The following is a 14,603-nucleotide window of genomic DNA, read 5'->3' as shown; positions in this document are numbered from 1 at the left end:
TAGGTCTACTAGAAGCAAACCTTATTTTTTAATTCATCTACATTTTCATTGTTAGCTAACTTAATAGCCATTTTACATATATTTTCAATAGATTCATTTAAGCCGATTCCACCCTTTTTAGGAGTTTTAACAACTATTACTCTATCTTTATACTTTTCAGTTCCTGGATTTTCTACAGACATAGCTGCAAATGCAGGAATACCACTATTATTATTAATTTCCTCAGCTAATCCTCCTGCCATTTCTCCAAAGTTTGGATAATGTAGAGCTGGTCCACATACAACTACATCAGGACTAAGCTTCTTAACCATTGCTACAAATTTCTTTTTAACTTCTTCTTCATTATCTCTATAGTATAAATCACCACAGTACAATGTTGCAATTATTTCCCCACCTAAATCAGTTAGGAATGGTTCCATCATTTTACCAGGGCCAATAGCTGTCTTCTTTCCTGCTGGTGGTATATGAGCGTTTTCATCGCTTCCCATACCTGCTTGTACATGATTTAAAATTAATAATACTTTCTTCATCTATAACATCTCCTAAGTTTATAAAGTTAGATCATCAAAATCTATATCATCATCTTCGTCATTTGCTGCATTTACTGCTTCTTCTTTTAAGTATTGCTTATCAAGCATCCTAATAAATGGAATATAAAGTATAACACCTAAAATTATTAATAGTAATTGTAATACTGAACCTTGCCATCCTGATACTAAGAAACCTGAAATTATTGGTGGAGTTGTCCATGGAATTTGTACACCATTTGTAAGAGGTACTAAACCAGCCGTCATTAAGAAATACGTAATAATTATATTAATTGTTGGTATTAAAGCAAATGGAATTAACATTAATGGATTTAACATAATTGGAAGACCAAATATGATAGGTTCATTTATACCAAATACACCTGGTAAAAATGATAATTTACCCATTTGTTTAATTCTTTGGCTTCTACAAACTATAAAAATAGCTATTATTAAGGATAAAGTTGAACCTGCGCCACCAAATGTTGCAAACATATCTTGGAATTGTCCTGTAATTATGTTTGGTATTTCTTGGCCTGCTTTGTATGCATCAAGATTTTCTACAGATAATGCCTTTAAAATTGGATTAAATACTGCACCAACAACACTTGAACCATTTATACCAAAGAACCAGAATCCATGCAAGAATAGATATGCTATTACCATTGCAGGTAAAGTATTACCTAACTTTAATAATGGAACTTGTAAAATATTAAATATGAAATTGTGTAAGTTTTCATAGCTTGTTAATGTAAATATCCAGTTAATTAAGAAGAACACTGTAATAACAATACCAGCTGGAATTAAAGCCTCAAAAGACTTAGCAACTGTTGGTGGAACTCCTGCTGGAAGTTTTATAACCCAACCTTTTTTAAGTATCTTAGCAAATATAGTAACAGCAACAAGTGCTACTATCATACCAAGGAATAATCCTTTTGAACCTACCCAATCTAGTGGTACGCAAGAAACATCATATGTTATATCGCTTCCCTTTGGCGTAAAGCTTCTTGAGAATGGAGTAACTATAAAGAATGCTACAAGACCTGTTACTGAAGCTTGTATAGCATCAATATCTAACTCTCTACCTAAACTATAACCAATACCAACAACTGCTAGTATAGTCATCAAATCGAAAGTTGCTGAAACGGGAACTGAAAGCTTTGCTGCCCAACCTTCACCTAAAAATCTTGCAATCATTTCATCCCATCCTGGTATTGGGAAGTTAGCAATAAGTAGGAATAGTGACCCTACTATTAATAAAGGTGTAGAAATTAAGAAACCATCTCTAATTGCTATTAGGTACTTATTCTTACCGATAACTTCTGCAAGTGGCATTAATACCTTTTCCATCTTTTTCATTATAGAATTCATTGATTTACCCTCCAGTTCTTTAGATACTATTAATTTTTACTTTGAATTACCTTTGATTAATCTTATTGCTTGTTTTAGCACCTTTTCTCCGTCCATTGCACCATAAGATGCTGGTTCAATTGGAGCTATTGGAATATTTAATGGTATGCAATCCTCTTCAATTTTTTTGAATAAGAATCTAACTTGTGGCCCAAGTAAAACACAATCTGGTCTCTTTTCAGTGATTAACACATGTGATTTTCCAGCTGGAAAAGCCTCAATATGAATATCAAGATTGTGCTTATTTGCAACTTCTTGCATTTTTGAAACCATTAAACTAGTTGACATTCCTGCTTCGCAGAATAAAAATATTTTTTTCATTTGTATAACCTCTCTTTCTTTTTACATTTAAATGTAATTCTTATACCCTTTAATAAAGCAAGAATGATGCCAACGTCCAATATTCAATTTTTAAGGTATTTTTTCAACTCACAAAACAATCTGTATCAAATTTTCAATACATTTAATAGTTCTTTCATTAGTTAAACAAGCATAGTGTATCGTTTTCGGAATTTAATGACACACTTTTTGTTCTATAAAACACTCTTTTTTAGCGATAACCTTTACAAAAATATTATATAATGCTTTCTTAAATATATAAAGAAAAAAACACTGCTAAGCAGTGCTTAAAATATGTAACTAAAAGCGTATTTATTCTTTGAACCTATCTAACATTTTTTCCGCAGCTACTTTAACATTTTCTTTTCCTAGTATACAAGACACAACTGCAATTCCATCAATATTACTTCCCTTAAGTTTAGTAACATTGCTTTCATTAATACCTCCTATAGCTACAACAGGGATATTCACCGATGCAGTAATGTTAGATAAAGTTTCATAAGATACATCTCTTGTATCTTTTTTAGTTGATGTGCTAAAAACAGCACCAACACCTAGGTAATCTGCACCATCCTTCTCAGCTTTTAGAGCTTCTTGTAAAGTAGCAGCAGATACTCCTAGTATTTTATCTTTGCCTAAGATCTTTCTAGCTACCGAAGCAGGTAAATCCTTTTGACCTATATGAAGACCATCAGCATCAATGGCTAGTGCAATATCTAATCTATCATTAATTATTAGGGGTACATTATACTTTGAAGTTACTTCTTTAACCTTAATAGCTATTTCATAGAATTCTCTAGAAGTAACATTCTTTTCTCTTAATTGAACTAAAGTTACACCACCTAAAATGCTATCCTCTATGCATTTTATTAAATCTCTTCCTCTTAAAACATCTCTATCTGTTACAAGATAAAGTGTATAATCAACATTCTTCATTTATTTTACCTCTTTTCTCAATTACTTCCTTTGATAAATTATAAATATTATCCATAAGCCTAACCTTAAAAGTACCTGTTCCTTCACCTTCTTTTAGACTTTCATAAGCTAATTCTCCAGAAATCCCCATAGAAACAACTCCACTTAAAGCTGCTAGAAGGTTGTCCTCATGAGTCCCTAAATATGAGCCAATAAGAGAGGAGCACATACACCCTGTACCTGTGATCTTAGACATTATCTTATGTCCATTTTCTACTGTATAAATTATATTTCCATCTGTAACAATATCAACTGCTCCTGTTATAGCTATTATTGAACCTACCCTTTTAGAGAACTCCTTTGCTAAAAGTTTACCTTTCTCTAGTTCATCCTTTATGGAAGTATCATCTAAGGAATCTACAACCCTAGTTTTTGTATTAATTCCATATAGAGTCTTTATCTCAGATAGATTTCCCCTTATTACAGCTAATTCAATATTATCCATTATAGTTTTTGCTACTTTTGTCCTGTATGGTGTTGCACCTGCACCAACTGGGTCTAAAATAACAGGAATTCCAAGCTCATTAGCCTTCTTTCCAGCCTTAAGCATACATTCTACCGTTCTAGAATTTAAGGTGCCTATATTTATTACAAGAGAAGATGCTATAGAAGTCATAGCGTCAACCTCATGTATATCATCTGCCATAACAGGTGATGCACCAATGCTTAAAGTTATATTAGCACAGTCATTCACAGTTACATAGTTAGTAATATGATGTACTAAAGGCGACCCCTCTCTCACCTTTTCCAATAAATCACCTATATAAACTTTTATATCCATTATTCTATCACACCACTTTTCTTATATAGTTCATAAAAATGATTTGTAGGTCCAACCCCCTTACCTATATCTAAAGAATGTTTAATTGCAACTGTAATATATCTCTTTGCTTCATTTATTGCTTCTTCCATAGATAATCCTCTTGCAAGATTTGCAGTTATTGTTGAGGATAAAGTACAACCTGTTCCATGAGTATTCTTTGTATGAATTCTTTCAGAAGTAAAATAGTTAAATTCTTCTCCATTAAAAAGCACATCTATAGCTTCACCATCTAGGTGGCCACCCTTTAGTAGAACATTCTTACATCCTAATTTAATTAGTTCCTTACAAGCCCCACACATATCTTCTTTTGTTTTTATATTTATAATTGATGATCCTATTTCTTTAAGAATTTCTTCAGCTTCAGGAATATTTGGTGTTATTAAATCTGCTAGTGGCAATAGGTTTTGAATTAAAGTCTTCTTAGACTCAGGTTTTAGTAGGGAAAACCCACTTTTAGAAATCATAACTGGATCTATTACTAAATTAGTTGGTTTATATTGCCTAAGTTTTTCTGCAATAGCATTTATAGTTTCTATCTTGGAAACCATACCAATCTTTACTCCATCTACCCGAATATCAGTGAATATTGCATCAATTTGATTCTTTATTATTTCATCATCAATATCTTGTACACTAAATACTCCTTGAGTATTTTGGGCAGTTACTGCAGTAATTACACTCATTCCATAAACATAATTTGCACTAAAAGCTTTTAAATCTGCTTGAATCCCTGCTCCTCCACAGCTATCAGACCCTGCAATTGTTAAACAATGTTTCATCATAAATTCCTCCTTAAAGTAAAAAAGTACAAGCAGAAAGATGCTTGTACCTTAAAATCAAATTACATTAACAACTTCCTACGCTGGTATTAACCAAACAGGTTCCTAGGGTTAGAAAGTATAAGGCTTTCAATCTCAGCTTACCAATTTAAGCACCCCTGTGTTTCTATTATCTAAAATAACTTTATCATAATATACCATTTTTCTCAAGTGTAGTCATATTTTAATAATTTATATATATTTATTAAAGTAATAGTACATAATCAATGTAAATGCATATACTTTTATTAAGTTTATAACGGAAAAGGAGAAAATGAAATGAAACAATATGTTTGTTCCATTTGTGGCTATATTTATGACCCCGAAATAGGTGATGAAGATAATGGAATTGAATCTGGAACACCATTTGAAGATTTACCTTATGAATGGACATGTCCAATTTGTAATGCTACAAAAGAAAGTTTTGAAGAAGTAATTGAATAATTAAATCCTTCCATAAAAGAAACTCCAATAGGGGTTTCTTTTTTTGAATAAATTTTGTATTTTTACATATACTAATTTATAAATTTTCAGTAGGAGGATATTATGCATAATAAATATAATGATTTATTTGATACATTAGTTAAATCTTATTATGAAGGTGACTTTGACACAACTTTAAACAGAATTATTACTTGTCATGAATCATCTCCACAGGAAACATTTGAAATTATAACATCTCTATGTGGAGTAAAAATAGAATTTGATAACAACTATTTATATAACTTAAAGAAAGCTATTACCCATTATACAGTTCAAAAAAAAGTTGTAGAAAAACTTCAATGTTGTAGTGACGATTCTTGCAAAGGTGATGATAACAAATATAACTGTCAAAGAGCCTGTCCTTTTGATGCAATATATTTTGATGAAGAAAAAGGAAGTACAGAAATAGATGAGGATAAGTGTTTAGGTTGTGGCATTTGTGTAGATTCATGTAAATCTGGAAGGATATTAGATAAGGTTCAATATATCCCGATAATTGACTTAATAAAAAATAATAAAACTGTTATTGCGGCTGTTGCCCCTGCTATAAGTGGTCAGTTTGGTGATGATGTAACAATGGATCAATTAAGAGCCGCCTTTATTCAAATGGGATTTACCGATATGGTTGAGGTGGCTTTTGCAGCAGATATTCTAAGTATAAAAGAAGCTGTTGAATTTAATAAACATGTGAAGAGTCCTAATGATTTAATGATTACATCCTGTTGTTGTCCTATGTGGGTTGGAATGCTTAAGAAGGTATATAATGAATTAATTGATGACCTTTCTCCTTCTGTTTCTCCAATGGTTGCAGCAGGTAGAGTTATTAAGAAATTAAATCCTGATGCAAAGGTTATTTTTGTTGGTCCTTGTATTGCTAAAAAAGCTGAAGCTAAAGAAAAGGATGTGGCTGGTGCCATAGATTTTGTACTTACTTTCCAAGAGGTTGATGAAATTTTTAACGCTATGGACATAAGACCAGGAGATTTAGAAGGAGTACCAACCAAGGAATATGCCTCTAAGGGTGGTAGATTATATGCAAGAACTGGTGGTGTATCAGTAGCTGTACATGATGTACTAAAGGAACTATATCCTGACCAAATAAAGAATTTTAAAGCTGTTCAAGCAAATGGCGTTGTTGAATGTAAGAAGATTTTAAATTCTGCCTTAAATGGAGAAATAAATGCTAGCTTCCTTGAAGGAATGGGCTGTGTTGGTGGCTGTGTTGGTGGTCCTAAAGCTAATATTCCTACTGCTAAAGGAAAGGAAGCTGTAGATAATTTTGCTAAAGAATCTGCAATTCAAGTTCCTGTTCACTCTGAAACCTTAGATAATGTATTAGGAAAACTAGGAATAGAGTCTTTAAGGGACTTTGAAGATATAGATAAAATTCAGCTCTTTGAAAGGGAATTTTAGTAGGTTTACTTTATAGTCAATCAAGATAATATAAAATAGGAGTAAACACTGTAATTATCAGTGTTTACTTCTTCTATTCATCAACTCTAATTATTTTATAGTTTTCATCATATTTTATTCCTAGTTCTTTAGATAACTTATCATTTACAAGGTTAAGCTTTTCGCTGTATTCTCTATATTCCTTACTTAAAACCTTAATATTAGGAATAAATACTTCATAATACCCACTTTCTTTGTAGAAGTTCATAAGTTTTTTCTTGAAATTAAAAAATGGATTCAAATATGGTAAAAGTGACCATTCTTTTTGTTTATCTACGTACCCTAACAGCTCTTTTTTATATTCTTCCAGTTCTTCTCCTTGGGCTTCTAATAATGCCTCCATCTTGCTTTTTGTAGCTTCGTATGTTTTCTTTCTAATTTCATCACTGGAGTTTTCTAACCCTATTTGTATGAACTTTGGTATTTTAAATTGTGGTATATTATCTAGAAACTCAACTATATTATGCCATGCTTTAATTTTTTCCATAGTATCTAATGGTTCATTTAAGTATGGTGAAAAGTGATATGCCATATATTCTCCAAATTCTTTTGGAAAAGCTCTTTTTAGCTCACGCTTTATAAATTCCCCACTCTTCTTTTCCTCTTGAATTATTTCATCATTTAACTTGGATATTTCATTAATTGACAAATCCCCCTCTATTAATCTTTCCAGATAAATCTTATCTATTTTTAGCCTAATCTCTTTTTGTTCTTTCTCTATTACTATTTTATTTAGTATCTCTTTTTTGTCATTAGACTTTAATATAGTCATAATATCCTTTACGGAAATATCTAGCTTTCTGTATAATGATATCTCTTGTAATATCTTTACATCTTCATTGCTATAGTCCCTATATCCATTACCAAGCTTACTTGGGGTTATAAACTTTTCCTTTTCATAATATAAAATAGCTTTTTTAGTTAAACCAGTACTTTTACATACCTCATTAATTAACATATACTCACCTCTTAAGATACATAATAGAGTACTCCCTAAGGGCATAGTCAACCATATTATTTAATCTTTTTATAATAATATATAATTTAATAAATCCAATGGATTATCTAAAAGGTAATCCCCTTGAATTTCTTCAATTGATGTTGCTCCCCATTTAGCTAGGGCAAAATCCATATTTGCTGCTTTTGTTGCTTTATAATCTGATAATGTATCCCCCATATATATGCATTCTTCCCCATTAATATCTAATGTATCACAAACCTTAAGCATTGGATCTGGATAAGGTTTATGTCTTTCTGTATCTTCTGCAAGTACTGTACAAGAAATGTATTCTTGAAGACCTGTTGGATAAAAATCTATTTCATACTGCTTTTTCATTTTTGAACTTGCAATTGCACATTTAATTCCTAATTCATTTAATCTAGGAATAAGTTCATTAAAACCTTCATAAAGAGTTGCTCCTTCTTCAAAGCTATTTACATATTCTACCCATTTAGCATAGGATTTTTCAATATCCTTAAATCCTAATTCTTCAATTGTCTTTTTTCCTGGATAAGCCATGTATTTAAGTAGCTCATTATAAGGAATAAGAATATTTAACTCTTCTTTTACTAACCTTTGCAAAGGTATCATATTCATTCGTTCTGTATTTAACACTGTACCATCTAAATCAAATATTACACATTTGTATCTCTTCATAAACTTCATCCTTCATATTTAAAATTATTTTAAGGTGTTAACAAGTACTCTTCTAGCCTTTGGTAACATCTCTGTTTTTATTAAAAAGTTCCATACCGGTTCAAACTTCTTCCATGCTCCTGCATATGTAAAATGCTTTAGTTTCATTTTTAATTCTTCATGATTTTTTGAATCCTTAAATATGTTACTCCATTTATAGAATTCTTCATAAGCTTCCTTATATCCTTTTTCCATTTCCTCTTTTGTTATATTTGGATGATTAAAAGTTAAATGTCTTGTATCATACTTTCTCCAATCTTCTGTAATTATCCTATTAGATTTTTTCATTTCTTCAAAAATTGGAGTTCCTGGATATGGAGTTAAGATATGATTTGTTACTGTTGTTATTCCATTATCTATTGCCCATTCTGTTGTTCTACTAAAAACATCATTTCTATCATCATCAAGTCCAAATATAAAGCTTCCGTTTATCATTATTCCTATTTCATCAAGTCTTTTTATAGCTTTTTGATAGTCTTGTCCCAAATTGCTAAGCTTGTTAGCACTTTTTAAGTTTATTTGATTAATGCTTTCAAAACCAATAAATGCACTTCTAAAACCTGCTTCATATGCTAGTTCTATAGTATCATCATTTAAAACTGAATCCACGGTTATTGCACCTTGGAACACCCTATTCATGCCCTTCATTTCTTTAAATAACTGCCTAACTAAATTCTTATTTGCAAAAATATTATCATCTAAAAAATAAAGATGACGACCTTTCATACTATCTATCTCTTCTAAGATTCTATCTATTTTATAAGAATAATATGATTTACCAGCTTTATAAAATGAACTTACATAACAAAAAGAACATTTATTAGGGCACCCTCTTGAAAACACCATAGAATTAGGAACTAGATACTTATCATTTTTAAACAAGTCCCTTCTAGGTAAAGGAATACTATCAAAGCATACATCACCTTGATTATATATCTTTTTATTACGTCCTTCTTTTAATTCCTTTAAAAACTTTGGAAAGCTACTTTCTCCAAGTCCTAGTAAAATCACATCACAATGTTTTTTAGCTTCATCTGGCAAGGAAGTTGCATGTAATCCTCCTAATGCCACAGTTACCCCTTTCTTTCTATAATGATCTGCTATTTCATAAGCCCTATATGAGTTAGTAATATATGTTTCGATGCAAACTAGGTCTGGAAAATCATCTAACTTTAGAGTTTCAACATGTTCATCAACTATTTCTATTTCATCTTCTTCACCGCAAAAAGAAGCAAGCGTAGCTAATCCAAGTGGAGGAAATAAAGAATACTTTATTGGCCTCCAGTATGGACTCTTAGCTTCTTCAAGTGCAGGTAAAATAAACTTAATTTTCACACTTATTACCCCTTATACCAATTTATTTATTACTATTTTAGGATGCAAAAATTACTTTTTAATATTCTAATTCTTACTTATTTCTTAAGCTATGAATTCTCCCTCTAAAATAGACATTAAAATAACATCATGGTATTCCTTTTTAAAGAATAATCCATCCCTTTGACGCCCTTCCTCTTTAAAACCAACCTTCTCGTAAGTCCTCTTAGCTCTTTTGTTATAATCAAATACTTCTAATTCAATTCTATGAAGCTTTAATTCTTCAAAGGCATATTTTATAGTTTCATATACTGACCTATACCCTATCCCCATACCAAAATACTCTTTATTAAATAAAGCTATTCTAAAGCCACATATTCTACTTTCAAAATCTATGTCCATTAATGAAGTTTCTCCAATAATCTTATCATCTCCTATAATTAAGAAATGTCTCCTTGCCTCATCATCAACAAGCTTATCTACAAACTTATCAATTATTTCAAAGTTAACTTTTTCAGTAGTAGCTGTATAATAAAGCATTTCTTCATCTGGCTTTTCAAAACCTGCCTTCCAGTACGCTTCTTTATCATTCTTTTCTATAAGTCTCAGTTTTATATTCATAACCCTCTCCATGTTCTATCTATGATAACTATATGCTATCATAGATAGAACATCATTGGCTATAATAAAAAAAACGCCTCGCCACTCAAAAATCTTTATAATTTCCTAGACGTAAAAAAAGAGCACCTTTATTATAAAGGTACTCAATTTTTGTAGAGAAAAGATTCGCGATGAAAAATTTTGTTTGTATGTATAAATTTATTATAGCTTCTATTTATGCTATTGGTGTAACCATAAATATTGTTGATTCATGTGTGTAATTAATTTAACTTTGAAGCTAATAAATAATTCATACTTCATTGAGAATGATTTTCATTCTGTGAGTATAATATATAATAAATTTGGATATATGTCAACACCTATCATAAAATTTTCCTATAAAAGATTAAAATCTCAGAGGATTCCCTCTGAGATTAAATTAATGACAACTACTACCACTCCTACTATGGTAAATAAAACTAATAGTTTAAAATTTTTAATAAACCTTCTATAAAGTCCACTTTCCCCCATTGTAGTCTTATTAATTTTCCTATGAATTAAATATAATTTTATAAATTCCACTATTACAACTATAGCTATTAATATTGCTATAATCGTTAAAGCATCTTTCAATTTTAACACCCCGCAAATTATACATATTACATATATATTTTACCATTAAAATTACAGGACATAACTTAATTTATTCTTAATTATTATTTTTATTATTCTGAGATTCACATCCTATTCTATGCAAATATTTACTTTGACTATCAAAATAAATATGCTATAATTTAATAAATTTTAATAAGGAGAAAAGTAATGAGTAAAGTAAAAAAGATAATAATTTGTATTGCAATAATAATTACAGTAATAATTGGGTTAGCTCTGGGTTTTGGAGGAAACTACTTATATAACTTGGCCTTAGATCCTACAACAGATAAATCAATAGTTTTTGGATCTGATGAAGAAAGTACCGAAGCTATATCTCAAACTGAAACAAGCGGTGAAGTTAACATTGACGCTGAAGCTTGGTTACTTAATGACAGTGGTTATGAATCTCTTTATAGGACATCTAAGGATGGACTAAAACTACATAATTATTTAATAAAGAATAACTCAAACAAATGGGTTATCACAGTGCATGGTTATACTTCGGAAGGAAAGCTTATGTCTAACTATGGAAAAAAGTTTTATGACATGGGATATAATGTTCTTATACCAGATTTAAGAGGACATGGAATGAGCGAAGGTGACTACATTGGAATGGGTTGGGATGAAAGGTTAGATATAATTGACCTAATTAATTATATAATAGATGTGGACAAGAATTCAGAAATAGTTTTATATGGGGTATCTATGGGTGCTGCAACTGTAATGAATGTTTCTGGTGAGGATTTACCTTCTAATGTTAAAGCTATAATTGAAGATTGTGGATATACATCAGCTTGGGACCAATTCTCTTACCAATTAGATGAACTTTTTGGATTACCACCTTTTCCAATGATGCATACAGCTAGTTTAATTGGAAAGTTTAGAGCTGGTTATTGGCTTAAGGATGCTTCCCCATTAGAACAAGTTAAAAACTCTAAAACTCCTACACTATTTATTCATGGAGATAAGGATGATTTTGTACCTTTTTCAATGCTTGACCAAGTGTATGATGCTTGTTCTGCACCAAAAGAAAAACTTGTAATAGAAGGAGCTGGACATGCTAAATCCATCAAAGTGAACCCTGATATGTATTGGAATGGTATATCTAAATTCCTAAGTAAATATATTTAATAAATAGTATTATAAAAGAGGATTCAATATAATAATTGGATCCTCCTTTTATAATTGTACTATCTCATAAATTTTATTTTTTTGCTATATAAATCCTATTTATGCTCTTTCCAATCTTCTTTATTAATTTTCCCTCTTAATCATATCTATTTGACTTTTTTCTTCACTAGGTACAAAACCAATGTCTGTATACAAATGAATTCCAGGATAATTACATTCATCAGCAGCAAGGAAGGCTCTAGCAGCATTATGCTTCTTACCATAGGCAAGAGCCCTAAGTATCAGCTTTCTACCTATTCCATTATTTTGAAACTTAGGAATAACTGCAATCTCTCTAATCCAAAGTATTGGATCTTTTTCAACTTCATGTCCATATGTGGCCACACATATAACACCTATTATTTCATTATTAATACCTCTCTCAATGATTACTCCATTGTTTCTTGTTCCTGTGTTACTCCCAGATATCTCCGTATTACTAATCCATTCCTTCATCCATTTAGATGTTTGTCCAGTAAAACCCCTACTTTGATTTTTGCACATCATAGTTACTTTTGAGGCTTGTTCACATTCTTCTATAGTTAAAAATTCAAAGTTATCTAAAGGCTCTATTTCATTAAGGTTATACTTAAAGTAGTCACGCCAAGCATTTCTAACTATTAGCCCTACCTCCTCTAGATTTTGAACCCATTCATGAGGTATAAAGGTTACTAAAAACTCCTTTTTATCTTTTAAACAATCTATTAGATACTGCACTGAATTTGTTGCCCAGTGATATTCATTTATTTTACCTTCATAATTAAATCCATATATTAACATTATATTATCATTTTCCACCTTAACTTCATAATTACATATATCCTTATAATCTATATAATTCATGGAAGAAAATTTAAACTTATTAAGTTTTGATTGTATTCTATTAAAGATTTCCTCTGTCATTATAATATCACCTTCAACTCCTTAACATTTTTAATCCAAATTAATTTATCTTCATAGGCTAATAGCATATTTTCATATATAATCACTTCACCCTTACTCATTAGTTTCTCTATAGTCTTTAGTTTTAAAATTTGTATAGTGTTGTCTTAAGTTTTCATTAAATAAATTGTTAGTTCCCTCTGTCTCAGAATAGGGAACTCTAAATGGTAGAATATAATGTGCATAATTAAATATATTTCCACCAAAACAAACATCTTCTTTTAAATCTAATTTATAAAAAACATATCCACGTTGTTTAGTTGAACCAAAAGGATAATTTACACTTCCAGTAATTGTCCAACTTTCAAGTAGGTTACCAAACCAATCATTTGATGTAATTAATTCATTTTTTAGTTTAGGTATTAAAGCTATTTTTTCTATCCCTTTTTCTTCATATAACAACCTTCCACTTATTAATTTTAATACTTCACTACAGCTTACAGAAAAATTATCTCTCCAATAAGCTTTACCATCTTTCCAATTAAAATATTGAACTGAATACATGCTATTATCCTCTAATTCAATATAGATACTAGTAGCTTCTAAATTATAACCATAATTCAATATTTCACTTGAAGAATCGACATATATCGGATTCTTTAATAGCATAATTTCATTATCTGATATGTCCTTAATAATATCCTTTGGAAATCCTTTTTCAACAAGTACTTCCCTCAGTTCTTGAGTATTTGAAGTTTTTAATTCAGTTTCCTCAAGTTCAATGTGATAAAAGGGTACACAGCAAATAGAAACTATTAATACACAAACTAGTCCATATCCAATGATTATCTTTTTACTTATGGTTTTTCCTGTTTCATCCATAGGTTCAAATGGAAGTTCTCCAAATTCTTCTGCTAATTTTCCTGATGAATAGATTGTGTAAAAATAAAATATCATTAAAGGAATAAGAACCCACCAAAGACCTCCAGCCCCTGTTATTACGCTGATAATCATTAGAATTTTCCACACTAATAACCCTAAAATAGGATCTCTTTTAAGTTTTATATTCCCTTTTTTCGCTAAAAGCTTCAAACCATGCCTAAATATAAAAATAAAACATAATTCAAAACCAGTTAAAACAAATAGAATAATATAAGCATTATCAAATTTTGTATTCAGTGGTGTACATGTATATATTAGTTTTGCTATATAAAGTAATGCATTTATTATAGAAAAAATCCATCCAGCATTAAGCCATTTATTCTCCTTGTGCAAAGCTCTAAAACCAAGATATAAAAGAGCCACACCAATAACAGGTAAAATATACTGGAGCCAAAAGAAATTAAATGTAATCACTGTAAACGCAAAGCCTATGGCTATACAGTTTATAGGTATACGCCAATTATTATCATTATTCATTATCCCTACCCCTTATTTTATTAAAGTACTAATAATTTAAT

15 protein-coding genes and 1 riboswitch are annotated in these 14,603 nt (G+C 30.4%); of the genes, 3 read left to right on the top strand and 12 right to left on the bottom strand.

The features are described from left to right. Positions 1-8 precede the first annotated feature (8 nt). From I4V16_RS05325 to thiD, 6 genes are all read right to left on the bottom strand, one after another. The gene (locus I4V16_RS05325) at positions 9-530 is read right to left on the bottom strand and encodes a GrdB-related putative oxidoreductase (protein ID WP_049177685.1); all 522 of its coding nucleotides are present in this window, start codon (positions 528-530) and stop codon (positions 9-11) included. A gap of 18 nt (positions 531-548) precedes the next feature. Continuing rightward, positions 549-1,898 carry a PTS cellobiose transporter subunit IIC gene (gene celB, locus I4V16_RS05320; RefSeq protein WP_049177686.1) on the bottom strand — a complete coding sequence of 450 codons (1,350 nt, stop codon included), beginning with the start codon at positions 1,896-1,898 and terminating at the stop codon, positions 549-551. A 36-nt stretch (positions 1,899-1,934) separates the two neighbouring features. Beyond that, on the bottom strand, positions 1,935-2,258 hold the full coding sequence (locus I4V16_RS05315; protein WP_049177687.1) for a PTS sugar transporter subunit IIB: 324 nt from the start codon (positions 2,256-2,258) through the stop codon (positions 1,935-1,937). A 330-nt stretch (positions 2,259-2,588) separates the two neighbouring features. Further along, positions 2,589-3,212, bottom strand: a complete 624-nt coding sequence (thiE, locus tag I4V16_RS05310; RefSeq protein ID WP_049177688.1) for a thiamine phosphate synthase — start codon at positions 3,210-3,212, stop codon at positions 2,589-2,591. Beyond that, positions 3,199-4,032: a hydroxyethylthiazole kinase gene (gene thiM / locus I4V16_RS05305; RefSeq protein ID WP_195966552.1), complete on the bottom strand. Its 834-nt coding sequence runs from the start codon at positions 4,030-4,032 to the stop codon at positions 3,199-3,201. Before thiM ends, thiE begins: the two co-directional genes overlap by 14 nt. Then, on the bottom strand, positions 4,032-4,853 hold the full coding sequence (thiD, locus tag I4V16_RS05300; RefSeq protein WP_049177691.1) for a bifunctional hydroxymethylpyrimidine kinase/phosphomethylpyrimidine kinase: 822 nt from the start codon (positions 4,851-4,853) through the stop codon (positions 4,032-4,034). Before thiD ends, thiM begins: the two co-directional genes overlap by 1 nt. Positions 4,854-4,910: 57 nt before the next feature. Continuing rightward, a riboswitch (TPP riboswitch) is annotated at positions 4,911-5,023 on the bottom strand. A 148-nt stretch (positions 5,024-5,171) separates the two neighbouring features. On the opposite strand from thiD, the gene I4V16_RS05295 reads away from it, so the two are divergent. Together I4V16_RS05295 and I4V16_RS05290 are read left to right on the top strand one after the other, a co-directional pair. Next, entirely contained in the window at positions 5,172-5,336 is a 165-nt protein-coding gene (locus I4V16_RS05295; protein WP_065254440.1) for a rubredoxin, read from the top strand. Positions 5,337-5,438: 102 nt separating this feature from the next. Next, positions 5,439-6,788, top strand: a complete 1,350-nt coding sequence (locus I4V16_RS05290) for a [Fe-Fe] hydrogenase large subunit C-terminal domain-containing protein (protein ID WP_195616981.1) — start codon at positions 5,439-5,441, stop codon at positions 6,786-6,788. A 73-nt stretch (positions 6,789-6,861) separates the two neighbouring features. Here the strand turns inward: I4V16_RS05290 and I4V16_RS05285 are convergent, their stop codons facing one another. From I4V16_RS05285 to I4V16_RS05270, 4 genes are all read right to left on the bottom strand, one after another. Next, positions 6,862-7,785 carry a MerR family transcriptional regulator gene (locus tag I4V16_RS05285; protein ID WP_049177694.1) on the bottom strand — a complete coding sequence of 308 codons (924 nt, stop codon included), beginning with the start codon at positions 7,783-7,785 and terminating at the stop codon, positions 6,862-6,864. A gap of 69 nt (positions 7,786-7,854) precedes the next feature. Next, the gene (locus I4V16_RS05280; protein WP_049177697.1) at positions 7,855-8,484 is read right to left on the bottom strand and encodes an HAD-IA family hydrolase; all 630 of its coding nucleotides are present in this window, start codon (positions 8,482-8,484) and stop codon (positions 7,855-7,857) included. 24 nt (positions 8,485-8,508) lie between these two features. After that, positions 8,509-9,858 (bottom strand): radical SAM protein, encoded by a 1,350-nt coding sequence (locus tag I4V16_RS17645; RefSeq protein WP_049177698.1) that lies wholly within the window; start codon positions 9,856-9,858, stop codon positions 8,509-8,511. An 84-nt stretch (positions 9,859-9,942) separates the two neighbouring features. Next, the gene (locus I4V16_RS05270) at positions 9,943-10,458 is read right to left on the bottom strand and encodes a GNAT family protein (protein ID WP_049177700.1); all 516 of its coding nucleotides are present in this window, start codon (positions 10,456-10,458) and stop codon (positions 9,943-9,945) included. An 801-nt stretch (positions 10,459-11,259) separates the two neighbouring features. Here I4V16_RS05270 and I4V16_RS05265 point away from each other — a divergent pair. After that, positions 11,260-12,222, top strand: a complete 963-nt coding sequence (locus tag I4V16_RS05265; protein WP_099330095.1) for an alpha/beta hydrolase — start codon at positions 11,260-11,262, stop codon at positions 12,220-12,222. 123 nt (positions 12,223-12,345) lie between these two features. On the opposite strand, the gene I4V16_RS05260 is transcribed toward I4V16_RS05265, so the two are convergent. Beyond that, on the bottom strand, positions 12,346-13,164 hold the full coding sequence (locus tag I4V16_RS05260) for a GNAT family N-acetyltransferase (RefSeq protein ID WP_049177703.1): 819 nt from the start codon (positions 13,162-13,164) through the stop codon (positions 12,346-12,348). 93 nt (positions 13,165-13,257) lie between these two features. Beyond that, positions 13,258-14,562 carry a DUF3488 domain-containing protein gene (locus I4V16_RS05255; RefSeq protein WP_180269569.1) on the bottom strand — a complete coding sequence of 435 codons (1,305 nt, stop codon included), beginning with the start codon at positions 14,560-14,562 and terminating at the stop codon, positions 13,258-13,260. Between the last annotated feature and the right edge of the window lie 41 nt (positions 14,563-14,603).

This window comes from Clostridium sp. 1001283B150210_160208_E6 (genome assembly GCF_015669365.1).
GTDB classification, from domain to species: domain Bacteria; phylum Bacillota; class Clostridia; order Clostridiales; family Clostridiaceae; genus Clostridium; species Clostridium paraputrificum.
This window is presented reverse-complemented; position numbering and strand designations above follow the sequence as displayed.

Coding starts and splice junctions, on each gene's coding strand:
- I4V16_RS05325 (WP_049177685.1), bottom strand. CDS start 530: ATGAAGAAAGTATTATTAATTTTAAATCATGTACAAGCAGGTATGGGA.
- celB (WP_049177686.1), bottom strand. CDS start 1,898: ATGAATTCTATAATGAAAAAGATGGAAAAGGTATTAATGCCACTTGCA.
- I4V16_RS05315 (WP_049177687.1), bottom strand. CDS start 2,258: ATGAAAAAAATATTTTTATTCTGCGAAGCAGGAATGTCAACTAGTTTA.
- thiE (WP_049177688.1), bottom strand. CDS start 3,212: ATGAAGAATGTTGATTATACACTTTATCTTGTAACAGATAGAGATGTT.
- thiM (WP_195966552.1), bottom strand. CDS start 4,032: ATGGATATAAAAGTTTATATAGGTGATTTATTGGAAAAGGTGAGAGAG.
- thiD (WP_049177691.1), bottom strand. CDS start 4,853: ATGAAACATTGTTTAACAATTGCAGGGTCTGATAGCTGTGGAGGAGCA.
- I4V16_RS05295 (WP_065254440.1), top strand. CDS start 5,172: ATGAAACAATATGTTTGTTCCATTTGTGGCTATATTTATGACCCCGAA.
- I4V16_RS05290 (WP_195616981.1), top strand. CDS start 5,439: ATGCATAATAAATATAATGATTTATTTGATACATTAGTTAAATCTTAT.
- I4V16_RS05285 (WP_049177694.1), bottom strand. CDS start 7,785: ATGTTAATTAATGAGGTATGTAAAAGTACTGGTTTAACTAAAAAAGCT.
- I4V16_RS05280 (WP_049177697.1), bottom strand. CDS start 8,484: ATGAAGAGATACAAATGTGTAATATTTGATTTAGATGGTACAGTGTTA.
- I4V16_RS05270 (WP_049177700.1), bottom strand. CDS start 10,458: ATGAATATAAAACTGAGACTTATAGAAAAGAATGATAAAGAAGCGTAC.
- I4V16_RS05265 (WP_099330095.1), top strand. CDS start 11,260: ATGAGTAAAGTAAAAAAGATAATAATTTGTATTGCAATAATAATTACA.
- I4V16_RS05260 (WP_049177703.1), bottom strand. CDS start 13,164: ATGACAGAGGAAATCTTTAATAGAATACAATCAAAACTTAATAAGTTT.
- I4V16_RS05255 (WP_180269569.1), bottom strand. CDS start 14,562: ATGAATAATGATAATAATTGGCGTATACCTATAAACTGTATAGCCATA.